The following is a 24,731-nucleotide window of genomic DNA, read 5'->3' on the forward strand; positions in this document are numbered from 1 at the left end:
TAAGCCAGCTTTTGCGCCTCTGTGAACCAACAGAGCTAAAACACATTGTTTCAATTTTGTACGAAGAAAAGCTTACTCTCGGCGCACCGTGTAATGTTGGGAGAGATCACTTTCGATCTGTTGGGCATGTTCAGTATCGCGTGCTTCAATCATCACAACCAGTTCAGCCGTTTGGACAGAAGGAGCGGCGAAGAGACGGTGATGAGACACTTCAATAATGTTCCCGCCAAAATCACCAATTTTCTGCGAAATGTCCGCAAGCAACCCAGGCCGATCGGGGATCTGGAACACAAGGCGTAAGATACGACCTTCGCGGAGGAGTGAGCGTAAAATGACATGCGCGAGAATGCGGGCATTAATATTTCCGCCGGAAATAGGAAACCCGACTTTCTTGCCCTTAAAGAAGTCGTGATTGGCTAAGATAGCGGCCAATGGAGCTGCACCTGCGCCTTCGGAAACTTGTCGGGCTTTCTCTGCAAGCGTGGTAATTGCGCTTTCAACCTGCAACTCATCAACGACAAAAACACCATCGAGCTGATGGTCAATAATATTGAGGCAATGATGCCCCGGATGAACGACAGCGATGCCTTCTGCCAACGTTGAGCCTCCTGGCACATCCACGGGGCCTTCGGGGTAATGACGCAAAGGAGAGTAGGCAGAAACCTGAACGCCATAAATCTTCGTTTGCGGGCTAAGAGCCTTTAAAACGGTGATAAAGCCGGAGATAAGCCCGCCACCCCCGATGGGGACGACGACGAGATCAAGGTCGGGGGCATCTTCGAGCATTTCGAGTGCGCACGTGCCTTGGCCTGCGATTACGGCAGGGTCATCAAAAGGGTGAATCAGGGTGCGGTTTTCTTTTTGACGCAGCTCTTCGGCAGTAGCACAGGCTTCGTCAAAATTATCTCCAGCAAGGACGACACGCGCGCCCCAGCTTTTTGTTGCCGCAACTTTTGTAGCAGGTGTAAAGCGGGGCATCACGATGGTGGCATCAAGGTCAAGAAGGCTTGCTTGACGCGCAACACCTTGCGCATGGTTCCCTGCTGATACAGTGATAACGCCGTGAGCCCGTTCTTCAGGCGTGAGGAGGGCCATACGGTTGGCGGCTCCACGTTCTTTGAATGAACCGATAGCCTGAAGATTGTCGAGTTTAATGCTAATGTCGGCTTCCGTAATTCGGGAAAGAGCAACATTGCGAATCGTTGGAGTACGGGCAATGGTTGCTGCAATACGTTTCTGGGCGGCGCGAACATCGTCCAGAGTGACCCGAGTATCGGAAGCACAATCAGTCATTATTTATACACCACTTTCAATATTTCATATGTACGGTCTCCGCCCGGTGCGGGCACAGAGACGGAATCTCCCACATCTTTACCGATGAGGGCTTTTGCGAGCGGGGAGGAAACGGAGATCCGGCGTTCTTTGATGTCGGCTTCATGGAGGCCAACAATCTGATACGTGCTCTCTTTATCGGTTTCCTCATCCACGAGCTCAACTGTTGCGCCGAACTGCACGCGATTACCTGAAAGCGTGGAAGGGTCAATTACCTCTGCGGTGGAGATGAGACTCTCTAGCTCAAGAACGCGTCCTTCAATGAAGGACTGACGGTCACGTGCGGCGTCATATTCAGCGTTTTCTGAGAGGTCACCATGAGAGCGCGCTTCGGCAATAGCACGAATAACGGCCGGACGGGCCTCCGTCTTTAGGTGACGCAACTCGTCCTCAAGGCGTTTGAGCCCTTGGGCGGTCATGGGGCTTTTCTGCACGGTGCTTCCCTCAAGATTAGACAATAGAACAAACAAAAACGCGCCGCTCCTTCCCCTTCCAGAGGGAGAACCCTGTGGAGGGGGAGGAGTCGGCAGCAATAACGCTAAGCAGGATAAACAGCACAGAGCCTGTGCTGCAAGCCTACCGAACGTGTCTTAGAAGTCTCCGTGGAAGTAAGACTGTAGCGGAGCCACTCCCGGATCGCCGTTTTTAAGGGCTGCAATCGCGTAGGTAGCAGCGCGTGCACCAGCGATGGTGGTGTAGTGAGGAACCCCCATCGTGAGTGCTGAACGGCGGATATCAAAGCTATCGCGAGCAGCCTGCCCTCCTTGCGACGTGTTGATGACCATCTGCACCTCACGGGAGCGGATGGCATCGACACAATGAGGGCGCCCTTCCAACACTTTGTTGGTGCGTGTGACGGGAATGCCGGCTTCTTCGAGACGTTCAGCGGTGTGACGTGTGGCGAGGATGGTAAAGCCCATCTCCACAAGTTTCCGCGCGACGGGCTGCACATGTGCCTTGTCGCTATCACGCACAGACAGGAAGACCGTGCCTTCACTTGGGAGATTCACGCCAGCGGCAAGCTGAGACTTCGCAAAAGCCGTTTCAAACGTGCTGTCGAGGCCCATAACCTCCCCAGTCGAGCGCATTTCTGGCCCCAAGATCGTATCAACACCAGAGAAGCGGTGGAACGGGAAGACAGCCTCTTTCACGGCGACATGAGGGGCTACGCTGCGACCATCAAGAGTGAAGTCTGTCAGCTTGGCGCCGGCCATGATGCGTGCGCCAATTTTCGCGACAGGAACACCGGTTGCTTTGGCCACGAACGGTACGGTGCGGGATGCGCGGGGGTTCACCTCAAGAACGAACACTTCATCATTCTTGATCGCGAACTGCACATTCATCAAGCCACGAATGCCAAGCTCACGCGCCATGGCTTCCGTCTGTTCTCTCAGCTCTGTGACGAGAGCCGGTGAGAGCGTATAAGGCGGTAGGGAGCATGCAGAGTCACCGGAATGGATACCGGCTTCCTCAATATGTTCCATCACACCGGCGACATACACATTCTCTCCGTCTGCGATGCAGTCCACATCAGCCTCAATGGCATCATTGAGGTAATGGTCGAGCAGCACGGGAGCAGAGGCGACTTCTTCGCCAGCGGCACGCAGCACGGTGTTGAGGTAGTGCGACAACCCTGCGCGATCATAAACGATCTCCATCGCACGGCCACCGAGCACATAGGATGGACGGGCCACGACGGGATAGCCAACCTCTTCGGCAACATCGAGCGCCATATCAGGGCGATGAGCAATGCCGTTTTTCGGCTGACGCAGCCCCAGTTTACGCAGCATCTCTTGGAAGCGTTCGCGGTCTTCTGCGCGGTCAATCGCATCAGCGGGCGTGCCCAAGAGGGTAATGCCGGCTGCTTCAAGCGCGCGGGAGAGCTTCAACGGTGTTTGCCCACCATATTGCACGATGCAACCGAGCAGACGACCATTGGTCATTTCCGTGCGGGCGAGGGCGACAACGTCTTCCTCTGTCAGCGGCTCGAAATAGAGACGGTCGGAGCTGTCATAGTCGGTGGAAACGGTCTCTGGGTTACAGTTGACCATGATGGTTTCAAAGCCGGCTTCGCGCAGAGCATAAGCGGCATGAACACAGCAATAATCGAATTCAATCCCTTGACCAATCCGGTTAGGGCCGCCGCCGAGGATGATGACCTTATCGCGATCTGTGGGGCGGCTTTCACATTCCGGTGTGCCGAAGCCCCCTTCATAGGTGGAGTAGAGATACGGTGTGTCGGAGGCAAATTCAGCCGCGCAGGTATCAATGCGGCGATAAACAGGCTGGACGTTCAGCTTGTTGCGCAAAGCCTCAATGTCTTTGACGCTCTTGCCAGAAAGACGCGCTAATTGACGGTCTGAGAATCCCTGAGCTTTGATGTTGCGCAGGTCGATGGCGTCTTGAGGGAGGCCATCGCGCTCAATCTGACGCTCGGTTGCCACAAGAGCTTCAATCTGACGAAGGAACCAAGGCTCAAAATGGCAGGCTTCTTGGATGTCTTCCAAGGAGAGCCCGGCACGGAAAGCTTGAGCGACCATCAAGATGCGTTCTGGGCGTGGCTCAGAGAGCGCGGCGCGGTAGGCATCAGGGGAGCCATCGCCAGGCGCTTCGACAGGATCAAGCCCCGTTAAGCCCGTCTCCATAGAGCGGAGGCCCTTTTGGAGGGATTCGGCAAAGCTACGTCCCACGGACATCGCTTCCCCCACAGACTTCATTGACGTGGAGAGCAGCGCTGGCGTGCTTGGGAACTTCTCAAAGGTGAAGCGCGGAATTTTGGTGACCACATAATCAATGGTCGGCTCAAAGCTGGCAGGCGTGGTTCCGGTAATATCGTTGGTGAGCTCATCAAGCGTGTAGCCAACAGCCAGCTTTGCAGCGATCTTGGCAATCGGGAAGCCGGTTGCTTTAGAGGCTAGAGCAGAAGAGCGCGAGACGCGTGGGTTCATCTCAATGACGACGACACGGCCATCAACGGGATTGACGCCGAATTGGACGTTAGATCCACCTGTTTCCACCCCAATCGCGCGTAAGCAGGCGATGGAAGCATCACGCATCCGCTGATATTCTTTATCTGTCAGCGTGAGGGCGGGAGCAACGGTGATGGAGTCCCCAGTATGCACACCCATTGGGTCGATATTTTCGATGGAGCATACGATGATGCAGTTATCCGCCGTGTCACGCACGACTTCCATCTCAAACTCTTTCCACCCGATAACGGATTCTTCAATCAGAACTTCCGTCGTAGGGGAGGCGTCGAGACCGCTACGGACAATGTCATCGAACTCTTCGCGGTTATAAGCGATGCCGCCGCCTGATCCACCCATCGTAAAGGAAGGACGGATAATCGCGGGTAGACCTGTATGCTCGACCGCCTCGCGGGCTTCTTCAATCGTATGAGCGATGGTGCTGCGTGGGCTTTCCACACCGATTTTTTCCATCACTTCACGGAATTTGAAGCGATCTTCAGCGCGGTCAATCACATCAGCGCGGGCACCGATCAGCGCAACGCCGTGTTTTTCCAAAAAGCCTGACTTATCCAGGGCCATGGCGGCATTAAGAGCTGTTTGTCCACCCATTGTGGGCAAGACCGCATCGGGTTTCTCTTTAAGGATGATGCGTTCAACAAATTCCGGCGTGATGGGTTCAATGTAGGTCGCATCGGCCAATCCTGGATCAGTCATGATCGTGGCAGGATTGGAGTTCAGAAGAATGACGCGATAGCCTTCTTCCTTCAGAGCTTTACAGGCTTGCGCTCCGGAATAGTCGAACTCACAGGCTTGGCCGATAATGATCGGGCCAGCACCAATGATGAGGATGGAGCGGATATCAGTGCGTTTTGGCATGTCTTATGCTCCTGCCTTCTGAGTTGTGCCTTGTGTGTTCGCACGACGATCCATGACGGAAACAAAGCGTTCAAAGAGGTAAAAACTATCGGTCGGCCCCGGGCTGGCTTCTGGGTGATATTGCACCGAGAACGCTTCTTTCACCGTAGAGGCAATCCCCTCGTTAGAGCCATCAAAGAGGCTGACATGGGTGACTTTCACCGTTTCGGGAAGGCTTTTTTCATCCACAGCAAAGCCGTGATTTTGGCTCGTAATTTCTACCTTGCCTGTGGTGATGTCCTTAACCGGTTGGTTAGCGCCGCGATGGCCGCGCTCGAGCTTATAGGTGCTGCCGCCCAGAGCGCGAGCAAGTAGCTGGTGACCAAGGCAGATCCCAAAGATAGGCACATCAGCATTCAGCACAGCCTCAATGGCTGGGACGGCATAAGTGGCGGTTGCCGCAGGGTCGCCCGGGCCGTTGGAGAGGAAGACACCTTCCGGCTTCAGGGCCAGAATCTCTTCCCCTGTTGCGGTGCCGGGGAGGACATGGACATCACACCCAGCAGAGACCAAGCTGCGGAGGATGTTATCTTTCGCCCCATAATCAAGGGCGACGACGCGGCGTTTTACGTCTTTTTCAGGACGTTGATTCTGCCATACCGTCTCTGTCCAGTGGCGTTTGCCTTGCGTGACGTCCTTGGCGAGATCCATCCCGACAAGGCCGGGCCATGTGCGTGCTTTTTCCTTCAGAGCGTCAACGTCAATCTGCCCATTGCGTGGGAAGGAGAGCACCGCTGTTTGTGGGCCTTTATCGCGGAGGGTGCGGGCGATAAAGCGCGTATCAATGCCGCTAATGCCGCTGCGCCCTTGAGCAATCAGCCACTCATTAAGGGACTTGGTAGAGCGCCAATTAGCTGGAGCGGTTACGTCCTCTTTTACGACCAAGCCGAGGGCGGCCATTGTCGGGGCTTCGTTATCTTCAGGATTCGTGCCGACATTGCCGATATGTGGGAAGGTGAAGGTCACAATCTGCCCGGCAAAAGAAGGGTCTGTCAGTGTTTCCTGATAGCCTGTCATACCCGTGGAGAAGCAAAGCTCTCCAACGGCGGCGTCATTATGAGCGCCAAAGCCGCGCCCCCATAGGAGGGTGCCGTCAGCAAGGGCGAGAGCCGCTGTTGCGCCGTTTGGGCGGGTTGTATTGGAGGCGTGTGACATAGAAGGCGCTTCCTCTGAAGTGTCGTTCAGATCTGCCAGGGTAATTCCCGGCACGTGGAGGAGGGCAGGCCAGTGTTTAGCGGGCACTGTGCCGGACTGGCGCCATTTGCGCACAGCCTCGCTGCCAACACCGGTCAGCTGGGCGATTTCGGTAACGCCCCCTGCTTTTTGAATAATTGCATCAATGTTCATGGCTTTCTCCGCCTCGTGCCGTCCTCAGAGACCTACCGCCTAGATAGGGCATGAGAGATGAAATGGGAAGTTTTTTCCGACATGAAAAGGGCAGGTCTGTGAGTTGGGAAATTTTTTCCGAGATTCTCCCCTTTATCGACAGGGTCATAAGAGGCTGGTAGAGGTTTAAGCGTCTTTTTTGACTAAGAAAAATATCATGGCAGGAGTATGGTTATGTCACTTCGCGCACGTCTTATGGACGATATTAAAGCCGCAATGAAAGCTGGGCAGTCTGAACGCGTCGCTCAGCTGCGTGCAATTACAGCGAAAGTTAAAGATTTGGACGTGGCAGCGCGTGCGAAGGATGTCGTCGTTAGTGATGAGGATATCCTTCTGGCTTTGCGTTCTATGATTAAATCGCGCTCAGAATCAGTGGAGATGTATATCAAGGGTAATCGTCCAGAATTAGCAGAAAAAGAAGAGCGTGAAATTGAGACGATCCGTTCTTATCTGCCTGCGGAGCTGGATGATGACACTGTGAAAACGGCGATTAAAGAGGCTGTTGCTGAGGTGAAAGCCGAAAGCATGAAAGATATGGGCCGCGTGATGGCGGTGCTGAAAAAACGCTTCGGTGCTGCGCTGAATGCAGCCAAAGCCAGTGCGTTTGTTAAAGAGCATTTGGGCTAAGAGAGTTAAAGAAGGCAGTCTTAAAGTTACTGGGCTGCCTTCTTTGCATGTCGGAACACTTTAAGCGTGTCCGTCCGGTATATGTTTGCTAGGACGATGGGCATACATGCAGCTCAGCACGCTGCTGCTGACGAGGATAATCGCCAAGGCCTCGGGAAGCGTTGGCCAGCGCTGTTCCCACAAGAATCCGTAAATGAGCGAAAAGAGCGTTTCAAAGAGGATCATCCCACCGACCATTGTGAGGGGGACGAGGCGGCTCATGCGGTTCCAAAAACTGTTGGCCGCGACGGAAGCTAAGAGGCCCATACCCATCGAAACGGCGATAAAGAGCCCCCACTTTTCCGTCGGAACGGATTGCCACAAGAAGGCAGCAGGCAGCATAAGAAGTGCCATTGCCCCCGTAACAAGTCCGGTAAGCATATTCCATTCATGCTCACTGGTGGGGGGATTGAGCTGGTTAAGCCAGCGCGCATTGCGAATGGTGTAAGCACTCCAAGAAATCAGAGCGATGACCGCGCAGAGCAAGCCGATCATGAGAGAAAGCGCACTATGGCCCTCCGTGCTGTGGCTTGCCATGTGAAAGCCCTGCCACGCAATGCAGCTTATGCCCGCTGTGCTCAACAGAATAGACGGCACAAGGCGTCGTAAAGGGACGGCCCCATCTTCAAGGGCTCCGACGACCGTGACGGTGACGGGTAAAAACCCAACGATCAGTGTTGGCATGGCAATGCCGCAAAGCTGAACGCTTGTGCCGAGAATGACGTAGTAGAGAATATTCCCCAAAAAGCTGAGAATAATAAGCTCGCGCCATGCCTTTCCCGTCAGGCGTGCGGTAAGGGCGCGCCAACGTGGGAGCAGGGCGACAAGCGCAAAGAGACCGTAGGTAAGATAACGCACGGTAGCCAGTTGGAGAGGGCTGAACGGTTGGATCAATGCAGGTGCTAGCAGTGCCAGTCCCCAAAGAGCCCCCGCGGCTGCGCCGCACCCAAAACCAACAAGCGTCGTGTGTTTCATACGCAAAGAGTGTCTCCGTGATCTATGAGGTTAATCATGCTATGATCTGCATGATCTTATGAGATAGATCAAACGTGAATGGGCGTATCAGACGGATTTTATGGCTTTCGACACACATTTTCTCGACGAACTCCGTCAACGTACCCCGTTAACGTCCCTGATTGGGCGGCGTCACAAATTAACGCGCTCTGGGCGGAACTGGAAAACATGCTGCCCATTCCATGGTGAAAAGAGCCCGTCTTTTTATATTTATGACGATCACTTCCATTGTTTTGGCTGTGGGGTGCATGGAGATGCCATTAGCTTTGTGATGCAAAGTGATGGAAGTAGCTTTCCTGAAGCCGTCGAAAAACTCGCTTCTGAAGCGGGGATGGAGATACCAAAGGACGATCCACAGCAGGAAGAAAAAGCACGAGAGCGTCAGTCGCTTTATGATGTTTTGGCACGCGTGCAAGAGCTTTATCGCCAAAACCTCTATACAGCGGAGGGGCGAGAGGGGCTGGCCTATTTAACGAGGCGAGGCCTGAGAGAGGAAACGCTGGAGCGCTTTGGCTTGGGTTGGTCTGGTGATGGCCGCTCTCTCGTCGCCGCTTTGCGCGCTGATGGGATAACAGTTGAGCAACTCGCGCAGGTTGGTCTGATGCGCCTTGGTGAGGCGGGTCATCCTCGCGGGGAGTTGTTCTTTAACCGTGTCACGTTCCCTATTCGTGATCGGAAAGGGCGTGTGATCTCCTTTGGCGGGCGTATTCTGGGAGATGGACAGCCGAAATATCTCAATGGCCCAGAAACGCCACTTTTTTCCAAACGGCGCACGCTGTTTAACCTTGATCATGCCACACAAGCCGTCAGGAAGGGTGCTGAGCTTGTGGTGGTTGAAGGGTATATGGACGCCATCGCACTTGATCAGGCGGGCTTACAGGGCGCTGTGGCTCCTCTGGGAACGGCCCTAGGGGAGGAGCAGCTAGAGCTTCTTTGGCGTTTAACGCCACGGCCTATTATCTGCCTTGATGGAGACCAAGCCGGGCAACGCGCTGCGTTACGGGTATGTGAGGTCGCTTTGCCGCTTCTCTCAGCGGAAAAAAGCCTGAGTTTTTGCCGCTTAAGTGAAGGTGATGACCCGGATAGTTTTGTCCAGCGTGAAGGTGCTACGGCGATGGCCGAGCGTTTTGCGCATGCGCGACCGATGGTGGAGGAACTCTTTAACCTGTTAAGTGTGCGTGAGGTTAACCCGGGGCCTGAGCAAAGAGCGGCGTTGCGTGAGCGATTGATTGCTTTATCACGGCAGATTCCAGAGCGTAACTTAGCGAGTGAATATCGCAGCACGTTCTTGGATCTCTTTTTTGAGCGTTTCCGCCGTCATAAGGGGAAAAGGGGCGCGCGTTCACCGGGAAGGGTTTCTACAGGGCCGAGAGAGCCTCGCTCCGTTGCAGAAGGTGCTGTTGAGCGTCTGAATGTATTGACGGTGCTTATTGTGTGCCATCCCGCCATTTTACCCCATATTGAGCAAGCCTATACGCAGTTAATGCTGCCTGACACCTTAAACGATGTGCGGGAAGCGGTTTTGGAATGGGCCGATCAAAGCGAAGAACTAACAGCCGAAAATTGTCAGAAATGGATGCAAGAGCATGGCTTGGGAGAGGTACTCTCATCGCTTATTGATGGGCCGTTGCCGCGGACATTACGATCAGCACGCTCTGATGATGATATGCTGAAGGTTGATGTATTGGAAAGCTGGTGGCATTTTTATGCCCTCGTGAATTTTGCGTCCTTTGAGCGTGAGGTTCAGCAGTCGGTAGAGGATGTGTTGATGGCAGCGTATTCAAAATCTTCCGACTCGAGTGAGGGCGAGCGCTTCCCAGTGAGCATATTAGCGCGTATGAAGGTTGTGGAAGCGTTAAAACGGGGTGAACAACCAGAATTAGATGAAGGAACCGACGCGCCCCCTTGAAGCGCGTTTAACGGCGCCCAACACTTATGAGATAGGAGTGTGCAATAAAGGGAGTGGGGGTATTTGTTATCAAAAAAACCGATTTTACCCCCTGCCAGAGCTTGACTTGGAGCTCAGGATTGACCACTTGCACGCTGCCCACCTACTGGCATTTGAGTAGAGTTGACGGAGAGACGCATGGCCACGAAATCAGCCTCTGGAACGGATCGGAATGCACCCGAGCAGGATGGACCTCCTCTGGATGTGCAATCAGCTGCCGTAAAGAGACTGATTGCCAAGGGACGATCAGGCGGGAGCATTACGTTTGACGAGCTGAACGCTGTTCTGCCTCAGGACAAAATGACGTCTGAGCAGATTGAAGACGTTATGGCGGCTCTTTCTGAGATGGGCATTCAGGTTGTTGAAAATACCGACCGTGAAGAAGAGACGCCAAGTGAGACGACCGCCACCCCGTCGGAGGCGAATGAGGAACAAAGCGAGAGCGGAAATGTCGATGCCGTAGCGGCAAGCCGCACGGATGACCCTGTGCGGATGTATCTGCGCGAGATGGGAGCCGTGGAGCTTCTTTCACGCGAAGGTGAGATTGCCATTGCCAAGCGTATTGAGGCTGGGCGGGGCGAGATGATTAACGGCCTGTGCCATAGTCCGTTGACGTTCCGTTCTATTCTGGGTTGGTACGAGCAGCTTAAAGACGAAACTTTGCCATTGCGTGAAGTGATTGATCTTGAAGCGAGCCAAGGAGACCCGGAAGAAGCCTCGATGGAGGGTCTCTCTGACGAGGCACCACCAGAAGAAGATAACGACGCAGATTCTGAAAACGACGAGAATGGTGAAGAGTCTGAAGGTGGCGAAGGCGGTAATGGCGAAGGCAATGGCTTGTCGCTTTCCGCTTTGGAAGAGAAGCTAAAACCAGAGATTATGCTGCTCTTTGAAGCTTTTGAGCCTTTGTATCAGAAGCTATCACGGATGCAGAACAAACGCGTTGAAGCGTTGATGGAAGGTGAAGAAGCTTCCGATCGTGCTGAGAAAAGCTACGCAAAATTGCGGGGTGAGCTTGTCGCTTTAGTCGGGCGGATGCATCTGAACAATAATCGCATTGAAGAGCTTGTTGAGTCTATCAAAGCGCATGTGCAGCGGCTGAATACGGTTGAAGGACGGATGCTGCGTTTGGCAGAAAGCTGCAAGATTGCGCGTGAAGACTTTATGTCCCGCTATCGCTATCATGAGCTGGATCCAGAATGGCTTGAGCAGATTACGGTTCTGCCTGGGAAGGGTTGGAAAACATTAACAACCAAGCATATGGATCAGCTGGCGTCGATGCGGAAGCAGGTAGCTGACCTTTCGTGTGAGACGGGTTTGCCTGTTGATGAGTTCCGTCAAGTTTATCAGACGATTTCGCGCGGTGAGCGTGACTCGACACGCGCGAAGAAGGAAATGATCGAGGCGAATCTGCGCTTGGTGATTTCAATTGCGAAGAAATATACAAACCGTGGATTGCAATTCTTGGATCTCATCCAAGAAGGGAATATCGGCCTGATGAAGGCGGTTGATAAATTTGAATATCGCCGTGGTTATAAGTTCTCCACCTACGCTACATGGTGGATCCGTCAGGCAATTACGCGTTCGATTGCTGATCAAGCGAAGACTATCCGTATTCCAGTTCATATGATCGAGACGATCAATAAATTGGTGCGGACATCACGTCAGATGCTGCACGAAATTGGCCGTGAACCTGCACCGGAAGAGCTCGCTGAAAAGCTCGGTATGCCGCTTGAGAAAGTGCGTAAGGTTCTGAAAATTGCTAAAGAGCCGATTTCTTTGGAAACACCGATTGGTGATGAAGAAGACAGCCATCTTGGCGACTTTATTGAGGATAAGACCGCTATTATCCCGTTGGATGCGGCTATCCAGACCAATCTGCGTGAAGCTACAACCCGCGTTCTGGCCTCGTTGACCCCACGTGAAGAGCGTGTCCTGCGGATGCGTTTCGGAATTGGGATGAACACTGACCATACATTGGAAGAAGTCGGGCAACAATTTAACGTGACGCGTGAGCGTATTCGTCAGATTGAAGCCAAAGCGCTGCGTAAGCTGAAACATCCAAGCCGTAGCCGTAAACTCCGTTCCTTCCTTGACGATTGATGCTGTATAGGGGAGATGCTCTCTAGCAAGAGGGCATCATTCTCTTGCTTTTTTCCATTATTTGTGGTTAAAGGCCGCTTTCCCTGCCGTGATGATAGGCGTCTTCACGGCTATACCCGCGTCTTTTTCTTTTATGAGAAGAAGGGGTTTTAAATCGGCACTGGGCCGGTTTGGGTTGACCTTATCCGAAGGGAGTTTTCATGCCACTTTACGAGACCGTGCTTATTGCACGTAACGATGTCTCTCAGGCTCAGGTTGAAACCCTGATTGAGAACATTACCTCACTGCTGGGCGAACATGGTGGTTCCGTGCGCAAGCGTGAGTTCTGGGGCCTGCGCACGCTGGCTTATCGCATCAAGAAAAACCGCAAGGGTCATTACGTCCTGCTGGGTATTGAAGCCCCGATTGACGCGATGAACGAAATGGATCGTCAGCTGAGCCTGAACGAAGATGTTCTGCGTGTTCTGACCCTTCGTGTTGATGAAATTGACGATACACCGTCACCGATTCTGTCCCGTAAGGGTGACGATCGTGGTGATCGTGGTTCCCGCGGTGGGCGTGGTGGTCGTTATGAAAGCGGTCGTAACCGCCGTCATAACAATGACTCCTCATCCTCTGAAACGCGTGAAAACACGGCTGCAGCGGAGTAATCAAGATGGCTGATACCACGACAACCCCTGAAATCAATCCAGCAAGCCGTCGTATGGCTGTTGGTGCGCGTCGTCCTTTCTATCGTCGTCGCAAATCCTGCCCATTCTCTGGGCCGAATGCGCCGAAGATTGACCATAAGGATGTCCGTCTTCTGAGCCGTTTCCTGTCTGAGCGCGGTAAGATTGTTCCAAGCCGCATCACGGCCGTTTCGGCTAAAAAGCAGCGTGAACTGGCGCAGGCGATCAAGCGCGCCCGCTTCCTCGCTCTGCTCCCATATGTTGTAAACTGAGGAGCACGTCATGTCTCAGACTGAACTCATTCTGCTTCAGCGCGTGGAAAATCTTGGCCAGATGGGCGATATCGTCCGTGTGAAGCCAGGTTATGCCCGCAATTTCCTGCTTCCTAAAGGCAAGGCTCTTCGTGCGAACGCGGCAAACCGTGCTCGCTTTGAAAATGAGCGTGCTCAGCTGGAAGCTCAGAACCTTCGCAAGCGTGAAGAGGCCGAGCGTTTGGCCGAGCGTATGCAAGGGCTTTCTGTCACCCTGATCCGTCAGGCTGGTGATAGCGGAAGCCTCTATGGCTCTGTAACGCCTCGTGACATTGCTGCTGCTGCAACAGAAGCTGGTCTGACGGTTGCTCGTCAGCAGGTTGTGTTGGAAGAGCCGATCAAGATCCTTGGTCTGGTGGAAGCACGCGTGGCATTGCACCCAGAAGTCTCTATCCCTTTGACTGTCAATGTGGCGCGTTCTCAGGAAGAGGCTGAGCGTCAGGCTCGCGGTGAAGTTGTTGGGCAGGAAGAAGAAGAGGAAAATATCCTTGGTGATCTTCATGCTGAGCAAGCAGCCGAAGAGGCTGCTGCCGAAGCAGAGCTGCATAAAGAGGAAGAAACTCAGGCAGAAGCCTAAGGGCTTTAGCTCTTGCAGAGCTTCCTTTGGAAACCCAGCGGTTCTTCCGCTGGGTTTTTTGCATTTAGGTGGGTTTTATAAGTGCTTTGTTATGAAAGCTCTATGAAAAAGGGAGGATAAGGCTTGTCTTCTCTGACATCTATGCCATCTTATTCGTAATGGACTTAGAATAAAAACATAACGTCACGATGGCGTTGGGTGGTTCATGACGATAAGACCCAGCGATCTGTGTGGGAGAAGGAGAGCGTCGAAGTGAAGCGTGTTCTGGATATCTTCCTAAAGAAATTCATACAGACAGGTACGTTAACGGTTATTTATAGCGATGGGACACAAGGCCGTTATCAGGGGAGTAAGCCTGGTGATGAGGTTGGCTTGCGTTTGCATACGACAGCAGCTGAGAAGGCTTTGGCTTTAAAGCCAGCTTTGGCGTTTGGCGAAGAATATATGAACGGGACGGCAACACCTGAAGGGTGTTCTCTTGAGCGCCTTATGCACGTCCTGATGTATAATTTAGAAAATAGTAATTTATTAAGCGAAGAAATTAATAGCCGCATGCGCTATGTAGGGCGTCTTTTAAAACCGCTCAATTCGCTGAAGCGTTCGCGCAAAAATGTCGCTCATCATTATGACTTAAACGGTGATCTTTATCGTCTCTTCTTAGATAAAGACTTGCAATATTCTTGTGCATATTTTGAGCGCGATGACATGTCTCTTGATGAAGCACAAGAGGCAAAGAAACGCCATATTGCTGCGAAACTCCGCTTTGACCGGCCTGGTCTTGAGGTCTTGGATATTGGTTGTGGTTGGGGCGGGATGGCGCTGACCTTAGCCAAAGACTATGGGGCAAAGGTGCTCGGTATTACATTGTCGGTTGAGCAACTTCGTGTAGCCCGTGAGCGGGCTAAGGAAGCTGGTCTGGACGGTCAGGTGCGTTTTGAGCTCTTAGATTATCGCACGCTCCATCGCACATTTGACCGCATTGTTTCCGTGGGTATGTTTGAGCATGTGGGTGTTGCGCACTATGAAGCCTTTTTCAATAATATTCGGCGCTGCTTAAAACCTGATGGTGTTGCCCTTATTCACTCCATTGGGCGTATGGATGGCCCCGGAACCACGAACCCTTGGATCGCGAAATATATTTTCCCAGGTGGGTATTCTCCAGCACTCAGTGAGGCATTAGCCGCCGTGGAGCAAACGGGACTTTGGGTCGATGATTGTGAGATTTTGCGCTTGCATTACGCAAAAACTCTTGCCCATTGGCGCCAGCGTTTTGAAGCGAAACGGGACAGAGTGCGTGCAATGTATGATGATCGTTTCGTGCGGATGTTTGAGCTTTATCTAACAGCGAGTGAATTAGCGTTCCGCGTGCAAGGACATATGAACTTTCAGCTACAGCTGACACGTTCTATTGATGCGCTGCCATTGACGCGTGATTATATGTATGAAGAAGAGCACAACAAGGCGCCGTAACAGGCGCGTCGGAGTGCTGTTGAGGTTGGAAACCGGGGGTTAGCCCCCGGTTTTTTGTTGTCTTGCAAGGTGGCAACGGGCCAGACGATCAAATTCTGAAACAGAGAGGGTCTCGGCACGTCGGGTCGGGAGGATGTCTGCTTCTTCAAGTAAGGATAGCCCCCCGATCGGTTTTAAAGCCGTGCGTAGCATTTTGCGTCGTTGACCAAAGGCTGCCGCTGTGACTTGTTCCATAGCCTTAAAAAGCGGGCGTGATGGCTGTTGGGCATGAGGGACGAGCACTGCGACAGCGGAGTGCACTTTAGGGGGCGGGAAAAAAGCCCCCGGTGGTAAAGTCATACCAATCGAACAATCTGCACACCATTGAGCTAAAACAGCAAGCCGGCCATAGGCTGAGCTATTAGGGGCAGCGCAGACACGTTCTGCCACTTCTTTTTGGAACATCAAGACAAGACGTTCCCACTCTGAGGCTTGCCGAAGCCAGCTCACGAGGAGGGGAGTTGCGACATTATAAGGAAGGTTCGCAATAATTTGTCGTGGTGCAGGCCCTAAAGAAGTTGCATCAATGCGTAAGGCATCTTGCGGAACGATGGAAAGGCGAGGGCCATAATGTTCTCGCAGTTCCTCTAATAAAGGCCACGCACGCTCATCAACTTCAATAGCATGGAGACTACTTGCTTGGCTGTCTAATAAGGCACGGGTCAGCCCACCGGGGCCCGGGCCAACTTCTACGATATGACGCCCTGCTAGCGAGCCACCCAAGCTGGCGATACGCGCGCAAACGGATGGGTCTAAAAGAAAGTGCTGTCCAAGTGATTTGCGTGCATCAAGCCCATGAGCACGAATGCTCTCACGCAGAGAGGGGAGTGTGTGTGTCATTCGTGGCGTAGAACAGTCTGTGCTGCAGGGCGGATTTGGATAACCGCGCGACGTTGAAGGGAGCGATGCATTTGCTGAGCTGCCTGCTCAACACGTTCATTCATCATCTGGTCGGCAATTTGTCCCGGTGTTTGCTGGGCAAGATTGCGTTGCTCGCGTGAGCATACCATAAGCAAAGCGATACCATCTGTTGCAACAAGAGGGTGCGAAGCATGACCGGTCGGAAGTTTGCCAATGACAGCCTGCATCTGCGGTGCAAGGCGTTCCATAACTTGGAGGCCTGGGTTGCTTGGCCGTTTATCTCCCATAGAGCGATTGAGTGCTTCAACAGCATCGCAGTTATGGAGAGACTGAGAGGCACTGGTTGCTTTTTGTAAGGCAAGCTTTTGTTGGTCTGTCGGGTTGCTGGGGTCGAGCTGCGAGGTGAAAGGAATAAAGGCCTGTCGCAGCCCGATAATCGTGCCGAGCTGTTTGCCAACCACACGACGCCCTTGGACGGTAGCGATAATAAAGCCACCAGGAACTTTAATCGGGTTAGAAATAGCGCCTTCAGGCATTTGACGGATTACGTCGAGAACTTGCGGCTCAATACTATCTTCCTGCATCCAGCCACGGGCACCACCGTCCAATGCGGCTTGGTCTTGCGAGAACTGAGCGGCAACAATTGGGAAAGGAGCCCCTTCACGGAGCTGGTTGATGATTGTTTTCGTAAAAGTCAGCTCGACTTCATCATGTCGTGGATCAGGGACAGGAACAAAAATTTCACTGACCATATATTGAGGCCGGCCTGCTTCAGCCTGAAGGGCGCGTTCTCGTTGAGCGATTTGGTCAGGTGTCACGCGGTTGCGCGCGCCAAGTTCTTCACGCAAGACTTGCATCCATCCGAGCTGAACGCGAATTTGGTCAATAAGGGTCGTGAGCGAGACACCATCGGATTTTAGGCGATTGCGCAGAGCATTTTGCGGCATGCCATTACGTGCTTCAATGTTGCTAATAGCATTTGCAATCTGCTCGGGCTCAATATTGATATGCCGGTTGAGCATTTCCTGCATTTTGAGGCGTTCATCAATAAGTTGATGAATGATCTGCCCACGCATGCGTTGCATAACATCTGAACTGATAGGTAACCCTGTTGAGAGCACGAAAAGACGTGCGCGTTCTTCAACATCACGCTGTGTTAGGACTTGCCCATTCACGACAGCAATAATTTGGTCTTCCGTTGTTGAGGGAGCCTCGGTTTGTCGAGTAGAGGCTGCATTAGCAGTTGAAGCAGCCATTCCCGTGTGAGGGAAGACTAGCATCACAGCGGCGCAGACAGAGAGGGGAAGCAAAGCAATACGCGAAGGTGAGAACATATGTCAGCCGTTGATCCCAAAATTACCGATAGTCTTGAACGTGAAGTTGAGCAGCACGGTTGAATTGCGCCGTTGTCCACCAATATAGGTGTATTGTCGAACGTAGATAACGTCTAGCCCAAAGCAGTCATTGCTATAACCGACATCGCCGCCTGTTGCGACAAATTGCTTACGAGAGAGGCTGCGTCGTGCATAGGCTGAGAAATGATATTGACGCCAACGGGTTGAGACGCCCCCGCTCAGCTCGCTTGTTTCTTGGTTGTAAGGATTTTGAATCGCATTACCGCCTTTATTATAATTGACGTAGGAATAATAATAAGGCGTGACAGGGCCGTAAATATACCCGCCTGTGATCCGGAATTGCGGAATACCGGCGCTAAACAGCGCTTCACCATAATCAAATTTCTTACGCCACGGGTTGTAACGTCCGCGTGCTGTAATATCGAGATACTGATTAGGTGTAAAAGTAACACGCCCAACAGGATCTGAGAGGTGATGGTCAAGACCTGAAAAAGCAGGACGGTTGCGTGTGATATGTTGCTGGAAGCTTTCCCCGACGAGCATATCAATGGAATGGCCGTTCCATGTCCAGTTTTGGTGAATCCCCACATTACCGCGAATCCCGCCATCGAGTCGGTCGGTGCCCATATAGCGGTTAAGAGCGAAGAGGGTCGTGTCGCTGAATTCGTACGTAAAGCTATCTTCGTTGGGGAGGGAGCGCATGGCCGCACCGCCCGTGTTGGGAGAGGCAATAAATTGCACAATTGGTTCAAAGATCTGGCTACCATGACCTTTTGCGAAGGTGCGCAGGAAAGGCCAGTTCATTTTCAGAGAAACCGTTGGCTGGACTTGGCCGCTAACGTGAGAGCCTTTTTTGCCGTAAATCGGCTGTTCATTCAGGCGTGTCGAATGGTAAAGCATAGAATCGAGCCGAGCGGTCAGCAGCCATTTTTGACCAAGCCGGTTTTGGAAAGGACGATCCCATTGTAAGGCGAGTTCACCGCGTTGGTCGTTTACGCCGCGTTGACGATAGACGTAAAAGTCCGTGCTGTGGACGGTCAGGCGACCGCCGAGCGCATCGGGCTGTCCTGTAAAGTCGTAGCTAAAGCGTGGGAGAGCGTAGGGAAGCTCTTTATTGTTAATAATCCCGCGATTAAGCCCTTGATAGCCTTGAGCATCCAACATGATGTGGGAGCCAACACCAAAGCCTTCTAAATAAGCATTGGTGGGGAGGACGTCTGACCCATATCCGTTGAGGCGGTAATCGCGCATATAGTTCGCTGAACTTGCGATATTGACGTTAAAGCCAGCGCGCCAATGCCGGTCAAGATTGAAATCGCCGCTACCAAAAATATAGCCTTGAGCGCCGTGTTCTTTTCCCCCGGTAGAGCGCTCTCCAAAGGCATTATAAAAGGGGGTGTTGCGGCGTGTATCGTCTGCGATACCTGCCGTGATTTTCAGCTTCCCGAAATTGAAGCGATGGCGGTATTGAGCCGAAAGCTGTGGGCCTGTGTGGCTTGCAATGAGGGGAACGAACGTCAGATCCTGCTGATCGTCAATCACCCAATAATAAGGAAGGGTAAAATACGTTCCTAGATAGCGATCATGAGGGTTGACGTTGAAAGTCAGCAGTCCGCTATGGCGCTTTGCTGTTGGGTCTGTGACGGCGAAATAGGGGAAGTAAAAGACAGGAAGCCCTAAAACCTTCAACCAAGCATGATTAAATTCAATATTTTGATTTTCGCGATCTTGCGTCGCTCCATAGGCTTGAAATTGCCAAAAGGGCAGCGCATCTGGGTTTTTAGCGCAGGTTTTGCAGGCAGTATAAACAGCACTTGAGAAGTCATTTACAACACCGTTGCTGCGGCGCATACCTGTTGCCGCGAGCTTGGCATTTTGCTCCATCCTGACATAGATGGCTGTGCCGATGCCATCTTTCATACCGTGAGACAGTTCAACATGATCTGCGTATGTCGTGCTGCCATCGGGTTGAACGAGCGAGACATGGCCGCGTGCGCGCATAATCCCTGCTGCGCGATCATAGGTAATTTCGTCCGCGCGAAGGGCTTGACCACCTTGCCAAACGCGAACATTTCCCTTCCACAGGATGATCCCCGTTTTGTCGTAGCTTTCATGGTCAGCGAGATAGGTTAGCGGGTCTTGCGGGGAAACACGACCAGGCGTTACAAGCGGGCCGCTGCTGCTTGAATGCGCATTTCCAGCATATGCTGGTGATGTGCTTCCCCATGATAAGGCAGCAAGAGCTGAGCTTGCTAAAGCAAGGCCTAGAACAGGCGTGCGCTTCCCAAAAGCGAATGGAAAGTCTCTGAGCAAAGGCATTAACCATCCTCCATGTGCAACAGCAACGCTGCGGCTAGACACAGGCCCGCTCCTGTCGGGGCCCACGAAGCTAGGAGCGGCGGAAGGGCTCCTGACTTTCCGAGCTGTTCTGCGATTTTCGATACCGTAAATAAGGCAAAACCAGTTGTAATGCCAGCACCAAGCATACGGGCAACTCCACCACGCCGTGTGGATCGCATAGAAAAGCCAGCAGATACAAGCGCCATTGTTCCTGCCAAAAGGGGTAAAGCCAACAGCGCTTGGAAATGAAGACGGTACTGAATGGTGGAAAAACCCGAACGTGACAAGAGCTTAATAAAGCATGGAAGGGCCCAAAGAGACAATGTATCGGGCGGAGTTGTGCTGGTACGGATGCGATCAACCGTGAGTTCAGAGGGAAGAGAGAGGTGGTCTAAGGCTTGAGGGGTATGGGCCGGGAGGAGGCGAAAAGCGTTATAAAACTGCCAGTTATGATCTTTTAACTCTCCTGAAGACGCTTCTATACGATCAATAAGGTGGAAATGCTCATCAAGGCGAAAGAGGCTAATATGCTCCACTTGAAGAGAATCCCCCCTTAAATGCCCACGGCTTACATGAAGAATTGCTTCTCCATTGGGAGTAGTGGTTGTGTCATGTTGACGAAGCCAAAGACCATTTTTCTGAAAAAAAGTTGAACTTGGTTCCCCACGGAGCAGTTTATTGTCAAGCTGACTGGCGTGCCGAAACATAATAGATGAGAGGGGCGATAGCCCTGTTGAAACAATAACACCCAGCATAATGGCACAAAAAACTGGACTACTTAAAAATTGCCACGCCGATAGTCCTGCGGCTCTCATCACGATGAGCTCTGATGAGCGTGATAAGCGAGAGAAACAGGTCATACCGCCTAAAAGCATACCAAAAGGTAGCACATAGATAAGGTAATAAGGGGCATGAAGGGTTGAGATCAGCAGCACAACCCAAAGGCTAACGTCGGGGTGAGATGAGGCTCGTCTTAAAACGTCAATAAAATCAAAAAGTGAAATAAGCCCAGTGAGAGCGATAGTGGTTGCTAGAGAGGTGAGGGTAAATTTTCGACCTAAATAACGGGCTAATGTTTTTGGGAAATAGGCATGATGCATGACAAGTGACTGTCTGGCCTGTGAAAATGCCCTAAAAAATGGCCTCATGAGGAATGTTTCCCTTTAACAGGGCGTTTTAAAAAAGACAGACCTTTGAAGTGTTCGTGCAGTAAAAGAGCGCAGCATATGAGGATAGGTACGATAATTTCGGCCCAAAGCAATGGAACGAAGGTGAGTTGACGGGACGCCATCCCTTTGAGCATCAATGAAAGCAATAAGAGCCCGACAACACAAAAGATGGCCATAAGGGGTCGTATAATGGAGCCATACCGTGAAAACCCCCCACGAAGAGCACAGACTAACCCAATGATAGCGTAAGAAAGTGTTGAGAGAGGCGTCGTTAAACGTGCCCATCCTTCCACGGCGAGCTTGGCGCGATAGCGGAGGGGAACGTAAGAGGGAGGGAAGAAAAGAGCATGAAGAGAGAGCTCGGCGGCATCTTGATCACCTTCAGCCCCCGGATGGGAAGAGCTTAGTTCAATCGTATCATGCTTGAAGTCTAGCATGCCGAGCTGCCCTGTTTGTGGGTCGATTCCCTGACGAGAGCCATTGTGCAGTACGAGATTAAGCGCGTCTCCATGGGGGATCATGAAGGCTTCTTCAGCTAGGATCGTCGTCGGTTTGCTGGGGATGCGATTATCTTGGATGAGGACGCCTTTAAAGAAATTATCGGTTTCATGACTTTTTACATAAATCGTCATAGTACTTGAAACCGGTGTAAAGACGCCTTCCTCTAATAAAAAAGCAGCTGCTCGATTGCGAATTTGAAATTCATAACGATGAAACGCGTGATAGGATGCAGGGGATAGCCACAGGCTGAGCATATAGGCGAGTGTTGTCGCCATCAGTGCGCAGAGAAGCCCAGGGCGAGCGAGCTGAAGGGGAGAAAGCCCGGCGGCTCGCATAACAGTAAGTTCACGGTCTCCTGAAAGCTTATGATAGACGAAGAGAATAACCAAAAAGGTGCTGATCGGCAGAATGACACCAACAAGGGTGGGGAGCATTAGCGAGGTGAGGTGGAGAAAAGCCCCCAAAGAAAGGCCATGCTGAACGACCATGGAGACAAAATGGAGAGATTGCGTGAGCCATATCAAAGCGACAGCCCCACCTGTGAGTGCGATGAGAGCGAAGATCAGCTGTCGAAGCATATAACGCTCAAAAAGGAGCTGCTGGGATTGAAAGAAACGGAGAGCGCGCACAGATCGTTACCTTGATAAGAGATGATCAAGCAGGCGAGGGCTAGGTAATCGCTTTTTAGATAGTCCATCCCCGTACGGATTGTGCTTTATGTGTGCAGACAAAGTGCAGGATCAATCCGTGGTGGGGCGGTGAGGGTATGGACGAGTTGCGTGCCGGCGATGCCTCCTAGTAGGCCTGCTACCAAGGCAATCACAATGGCAGCGCGACGGAGCGGGGCTTGGGCAGTATGAAAACTGGCATATTGGCTGAGCTGTGCGTTCTCTTCTTGTAGCAGTGCATACTCGCTTTGTAAGCGACGATGCCGGTCAGCTAAGCTATCGGGCAGTGTCGTGCTGCGCGCTAAAACGGCTTGAGCGCTTTGCTCATGTTCAGCAAGGCTTCTGAAGAGGTTCTTTAAGGTGCCACCACTGACTTTTCGCTTCCGGGCACGTTGACGGAGCGCTTCTAAGGCGGCGCTGGCCTGTCCCTGTTCTTCATCAAGTACCAAGGCCAAAATATCGGCCAGCAAGCGGATGTCTTTTTGGTCTTCTGTGAGGTGCGTGTCATCCATCGGAGGCGTTCTCCTCTATAACCGAGCGTGGAGCCGCGGCGCGCTGTAAGCGATCCCTCAATGCAAGGCCCATACCATGAGCGGGAATGGGGGAAACGGCAATGGCTTTTAGGCCACGGCGCGTGCCTTCATGGTCTAGAAAATGAAGTCCTGAAAAAAGACGTGCTGCAGCCTCAGCAAGGTCCCCAGACGGGCTAAGATTCCATATGAGCTGTTGCGAATCGACGTGCTGGTCAGCATCGCCCAAGCAGAGATAGGCTTCCTCTGGTCGAGGAGAGGTGACATCTAAGCGAACGGGAAGAGAGGGAGCATAATGGGAGGAAAGCTGCCCCGGTGCGGTTGGACGTGATGATGAAGAGGATAGTTGGGGTGCTGGCGAAGAAAGAGGGCCACACATCTCTTCCAACGCGTCTTGTGTGACACCACCTTGTCGGAGAATGACCGGTTTGTCTCCTGTTAGGTCGAGCACAGTGCTTTCAACGCCAACAGTGCAGGGGCCTGTGTTGAGCACAGCGTCGATAAGGCCATTAAGCCCGTCTACCACATGCGCGGCTGTGGAGGGGCTGATTCGTCCTGAGCGATTGGCAGAAGGAGCGGCGACGGGGGCGTCAATCAGCGCGAGAAGTTGCTGAACAGCGCGACCGCGTGGCACACGGAGGGCAACACTTGGCAAAGCGGCAGAAGCCGTGTCGCAAATGCGGCTTTTCGGATGACGAGGCAGCACTAACGTGAGCGGCCCTGGCCAGAAATGGTCAGCCAACTGCTGAGCAAGAGTGCCTAAAGGTCCATCCAAGACTGCTTCTTCAAAAGCGCGTTCTTTAGAGGCAAAATGATTGATCAGCGGGTTGAAGGAGGGGCGTCCTTTGACCGCAAAAACACGCGCGACGGCATGGCGAGACGTAGAAAGAGCCCCGAGCCCATAGACCGTTTCTGTGCCAAAAGCGACAACACCGCCACGTTTGATGAGGTCAGCGGCACGACGAATCCCATCATAGCTGACATCAAGCCGTTCAGTGAGAGAAGGAGAGCGGCGTTGTGCTGTCATGAAGGGTGATCCGTCGATGTTGAGGAAGGGTGGTCACAAAAGCCAGTGCAATAGAAGGGAGGGTTCTTCCAGCCCTCTTTACCGTAGCGCAAAATATGACCGTGCTCGTCGTAAAGATGCCCGCCTGCTTCTTCCAAAATAGCCTGCGGGGCGGCTGTGTCCCATTCCATAGTAGGGCCAAAGCGCGGGTAAAAATCAGCAGCGCCTTCGGCTACACGCACGAGCTTAGCGGCCGATCCCATTCGGGTAATGGAGTGGATGGGACGCCCTGCAAGCCATTTTTGCAGCAATGTTTCAGATCCATGATGAGAGGAGGCGAGCACGCGTAGCCCTTCGTCACTCGGGGTGACGGTTTTAATGGTGTGTGTGCCCTGAGCGTCGTGGCGGAAAGCGCCTAGCCCCTTGCCACCACTATAGAATTGGGCAAAGGCGGGAAGGGCAACAGCGCCAAGAACGGGCTGGTCGTTATGAACGAGGCCGATATTAATCGCGAAATCATCTCCCCCAGCGGCAAAGCCTTTTGTGCCATCAAGAGGGTCAATCAACCAATAATAAGACCCGGGGTGGATATGGATTCCCGCGGCGTGCTCTTCTTCAGCAATAGCGGCAATATCGGGGTATGCTTCCCGGAGTCGCGAGAGAATATGCGCTTCTGAGGCTTGGTCTGCTTCTGTCACAGGCGATGAATCGGCCTTGATCATCGTGCGGAAGCCACGCTCCCGAATAGTGTTAACAATATCAGCAGCTTCAGAGATGACCTCTAAAGCTAAAGAAAGCAGGGCGCGGCGGTCGCGAGGGGTATCAGAAGAAACACTCATGGCTTTAACCTAACGGATTATCAAACATTCGTCACTTGCCCTCTTGTTTGTTCGCGTTCCTCTG

20 protein-coding genes are annotated in these 24,731 nt (G+C 52.6%); 7 read left to right on the forward strand and 13 right to left on the reverse strand.

Going from position 1 to position 24,731, the window contains the following annotated elements:
• Nucleotides 1–72 precede the first annotated feature (72 nt).
• The 4 genes from F457_RS0105985 to carA all read right to left on the reverse strand — a co-directional run bounded on the left by F457_RS0105985 (nt 73) and on the right by carA (nt 6,563).
• Complete coding sequence (locus F457_RS0105985; protein ID WP_018980231.1) at nt 73–1,293, reverse strand: threonine ammonia-lyase; 1,221 nt, start codon at nt 1,291–1,293, stop codon at nt 73–75.
• Complete coding sequence (gene greA / locus F457_RS0105990; RefSeq protein ID WP_026294239.1) at nt 1,293–1,766, reverse strand: transcription elongation factor GreA; 474 nt, start codon at nt 1,764–1,766, stop codon at nt 1,293–1,295. Before greA ends, F457_RS0105985 begins: the two co-directional genes overlap by 1 nt.
• Before the next feature lie 156 nt (nt 1,767–1,922).
• Nucleotides 1,923–5,177 carry a carbamoyl-phosphate synthase large subunit gene (gene carB, locus F457_RS0105995; RefSeq protein ID WP_018980233.1) on the reverse strand — a complete coding sequence of 1,085 codons (3,255 nt, stop codon included), beginning with the start codon at nt 5,175–5,177 and terminating at the stop codon, nt 1,923–1,925.
• Nucleotides 5,178–5,180: 3 nt separating this feature from the next.
• Entirely contained in the window at nt 5,181–6,563 is a 1,383-nt protein-coding gene (gene carA / locus F457_RS0106000) for a glutamine-hydrolyzing carbamoyl-phosphate synthase small subunit (RefSeq protein ID WP_018980234.1), read from the reverse strand.
• Between the two features lie 213 nt (nt 6,564–6,776).
• Here carA and F457_RS0106005 point away from each other — a divergent pair, with 213 nt between their 5' ends.
• Nucleotides 6,777–7,229 carry a GatB/YqeY domain-containing protein gene (locus tag F457_RS0106005; RefSeq protein ID WP_018980235.1) on the forward strand — a complete coding sequence of 151 codons (453 nt, stop codon included), beginning with the start codon at nt 6,777–6,779 and terminating at the stop codon, nt 7,227–7,229.
• A 60-nt stretch (nt 7,230–7,289) separates the two neighbouring features.
• On the opposite strand, the gene F457_RS0106010 is transcribed toward F457_RS0106005, so the two are convergent.
• Complete coding sequence (locus tag F457_RS0106010) at nt 7,290–8,243, reverse strand: DMT family transporter (RefSeq protein WP_018980236.1); 954 nt, start codon at nt 8,241–8,243, stop codon at nt 7,290–7,292.
• 100 nt (nt 8,244–8,343) lie between these two features.
• On the opposite strand from F457_RS0106010, the gene dnaG reads away from it, so the two are divergent.
• From dnaG to F457_RS0106040, 6 genes are all read left to right on the forward strand, one after another.
• Nucleotides 8,344–10,191, forward strand: a complete 1,848-nt coding sequence (gene dnaG, locus F457_RS0106015) for a DNA primase (RefSeq protein WP_018980237.1) — start codon at nt 8,344–8,346, stop codon at nt 10,189–10,191.
• A gap of 177 nt (nt 10,192–10,368) precedes the next feature.
• Nucleotides 10,369–12,333, forward strand: coding sequence for an RNA polymerase sigma factor RpoD (gene rpoD / locus F457_RS0106020; RefSeq protein WP_018980238.1), 1,965 nt, complete (start codon nt 10,369–10,371; stop codon nt 12,331–12,333).
• A gap of 200 nt (nt 12,334–12,533) precedes the next feature.
• Nucleotides 12,534–12,983, forward strand: coding sequence for a 30S ribosomal protein S6 (gene rpsF / locus F457_RS0106025; protein WP_018980239.1), 450 nt, complete (start codon nt 12,534–12,536; stop codon nt 12,981–12,983).
• 5 nt (nt 12,984–12,988) lie between these two features.
• Nucleotides 12,989–13,273, forward strand: coding sequence for a 30S ribosomal protein S18 (rpsR, locus tag F457_RS0106030; protein ID WP_018980240.1), 285 nt, complete (start codon nt 12,989–12,991; stop codon nt 13,271–13,273).
• Between the two features lie 10 nt (nt 13,274–13,283).
• Complete coding sequence (gene rplI / locus F457_RS0106035; protein WP_018980241.1) at nt 13,284–13,889, forward strand: 50S ribosomal protein L9; 606 nt, start codon at nt 13,284–13,286, stop codon at nt 13,887–13,889.
• 252 nt (nt 13,890–14,141) lie between these two features.
• Entirely contained in the window at nt 14,142–15,359 is a 1,218-nt protein-coding gene (locus F457_RS0106040) for an SAM-dependent methyltransferase (protein ID WP_018980242.1), read from the forward strand.
• A 39-nt stretch (nt 15,360–15,398) separates the two neighbouring features.
• On the opposite strand, the gene rsmA is transcribed toward F457_RS0106040, so the two are convergent.
• The 8 genes from rsmA to F457_RS0106080 form a co-directional block, all read right to left on the reverse strand.
• A complete protein-coding gene (gene rsmA, locus F457_RS0106045) occupies nt 15,399–16,238 on the reverse strand; it encodes a 16S rRNA (adenine(1518)-N(6)/adenine(1519)-N(6))-dimethyltransferase RsmA (protein WP_018980243.1) in 840 nt (279 codons plus the stop codon).
• A complete protein-coding gene (locus F457_RS0106050; RefSeq protein WP_018980244.1) occupies nt 16,235–17,593 on the reverse strand; it encodes a peptidylprolyl isomerase in 1,359 nt (452 codons plus the stop codon). Before F457_RS0106050 ends, rsmA begins: the two co-directional genes overlap by 4 nt.
• Before the next feature lie 3 nt (nt 17,594–17,596).
• The gene (locus tag F457_RS0106055) at nt 17,597–19,933 is read right to left on the reverse strand and encodes an LPS-assembly protein LptD (protein ID WP_018980245.1); all 2,337 of its coding nucleotides are present in this window, start codon (nt 19,931–19,933) and stop codon (nt 17,597–17,599) included.
• Nucleotides 19,933–21,054: an LPS export ABC transporter permease LptG gene (lptG, locus tag F457_RS0106060; protein WP_018980246.1), complete on the reverse strand. Its 1,122-nt coding sequence runs from the start codon at nt 21,052–21,054 to the stop codon at nt 19,933–19,935. Before lptG ends, F457_RS0106055 begins: the two co-directional genes overlap by 1 nt.
• 44 nt (nt 21,055–21,098) lie before the next feature.
• A complete protein-coding gene (lptF, locus tag F457_RS0106065) occupies nt 21,099–22,253 on the reverse strand; it encodes an LPS export ABC transporter permease LptF (RefSeq protein ID WP_018980247.1) in 1,155 nt (384 codons plus the stop codon).
• Between the two features lie 86 nt (nt 22,254–22,339).
• On the reverse strand, nt 22,340–22,804 hold the full coding sequence (locus F457_RS0106070; protein WP_018980248.1) for a hypothetical protein: 465 nt from the start codon (nt 22,802–22,804) through the stop codon (nt 22,340–22,342).
• A complete protein-coding gene (locus tag F457_RS0106075) occupies nt 22,797–23,849 on the reverse strand; it encodes an L-threonylcarbamoyladenylate synthase (protein WP_018980249.1) in 1,053 nt (350 codons plus the stop codon). The genes F457_RS0106070 and F457_RS0106075 overlap by 8 nt, the downstream gene beginning before the upstream one ends.
• The gene (locus tag F457_RS0106080) at nt 23,846–24,667 is read right to left on the reverse strand and encodes a 3'(2'),5'-bisphosphate nucleotidase CysQ family protein (protein ID WP_018980250.1); all 822 of its coding nucleotides are present in this window, start codon (nt 24,665–24,667) and stop codon (nt 23,846–23,848) included. The genes F457_RS0106075 and F457_RS0106080 overlap by 4 nt, the downstream gene beginning before the upstream one ends.
• Between the last annotated feature and the right edge of the window lie 64 nt (nt 24,668–24,731).

It is taken from the genome of Saccharibacter floricola DSM 15669 (genome assembly GCF_000378165.1).
Lineage (GTDB): Bacteria > Pseudomonadota > Alphaproteobacteria > Acetobacterales > Acetobacteraceae > Saccharibacter > Saccharibacter floricola.

What these genes read in the sequence shown, in the direction of transcription:
- F457_RS0106070 (WP_018980248.1), bottom strand. Translation starts at nt 22,804, where the DNA reads ATGGATGACACGCACCTCACAGAAGACCAAAAAGACATCCGCTTGCTG.
- rpsF (WP_018980239.1), top strand. Translation starts at nt 12,534, where the DNA reads ATGCCACTTTACGAGACCGTGCTTATTGCACGTAACGATGTCTCTCAG.
- F457_RS0105985 (WP_018980231.1), bottom strand. Translation starts at nt 1,293, where the DNA reads ATGACTGATTGTGCTTCCGATACTCGGGTCACTCTGGACGATGTTCGC.
- F457_RS0106080 (WP_018980250.1), bottom strand. Translation starts at nt 24,667, where the DNA reads ATGAGTGTTTCTTCTGATACCCCTCGCGACCGCCGCGCCCTGCTTTCT.
- rplI (WP_018980241.1), top strand. Translation starts at nt 13,284, where the DNA reads ATGTCTCAGACTGAACTCATTCTGCTTCAGCGCGTGGAAAATCTTGGC.
- rsmA (WP_018980243.1), bottom strand. Translation starts at nt 16,238, where the DNA reads ATGACACACACACTCCCCTCTCTGCGTGAGAGCATTCGTGCTCATGGG.
- carA (WP_018980234.1), bottom strand. Translation starts at nt 6,563, where the DNA reads ATGAACATTGATGCAATTATTCAAAAAGCAGGGGGCGTTACCGAAATC.
- F457_RS0106075 (WP_018980249.1), bottom strand. Translation starts at nt 23,849, where the DNA reads ATGACAGCACAACGCCGCTCTCCTTCTCTCACTGAACGGCTTGATGTC.
- F457_RS0106055 (WP_018980245.1), bottom strand. Translation starts at nt 19,933, where the DNA reads ATGCCTTTGCTCAGAGACTTTCCATTCGCTTTTGGGAAGCGCACGCCT.
- carB (WP_018980233.1), bottom strand. Translation starts at nt 5,177, where the DNA reads ATGCCAAAACGCACTGATATCCGCTCCATCCTCATCATTGGTGCTGGC.
- F457_RS0106050 (WP_018980244.1), bottom strand. Translation starts at nt 17,593, where the DNA reads ATGTTCTCACCTTCGCGTATTGCTTTGCTTCCCCTCTCTGTCTGCGCC.
- rpsR (WP_018980240.1), top strand. Translation starts at nt 12,989, where the DNA reads ATGGCTGATACCACGACAACCCCTGAAATCAATCCAGCAAGCCGTCGT.
- F457_RS0106010 (WP_018980236.1), bottom strand. Translation starts at nt 8,243, where the DNA reads ATGAAACACACGACGCTTGTTGGTTTTGGGTGCGGCGCAGCCGCGGGG.
- lptG (WP_018980246.1), bottom strand. Translation starts at nt 21,054, where the DNA reads ATGCATCATGCCTATTTCCCAAAAACATTAGCCCGTTATTTAGGTCGA.
- dnaG (WP_018980237.1), top strand. Translation starts at nt 8,344, where the DNA reads ATGGCTTTCGACACACATTTTCTCGACGAACTCCGTCAACGTACCCCG.
- rpoD (WP_018980238.1), top strand. Translation starts at nt 10,369, where the DNA reads ATGGCCACGAAATCAGCCTCTGGAACGGATCGGAATGCACCCGAGCAG.
- F457_RS0106005 (WP_018980235.1), top strand. Translation starts at nt 6,777, where the DNA reads ATGTCACTTCGCGCACGTCTTATGGACGATATTAAAGCCGCAATGAAA.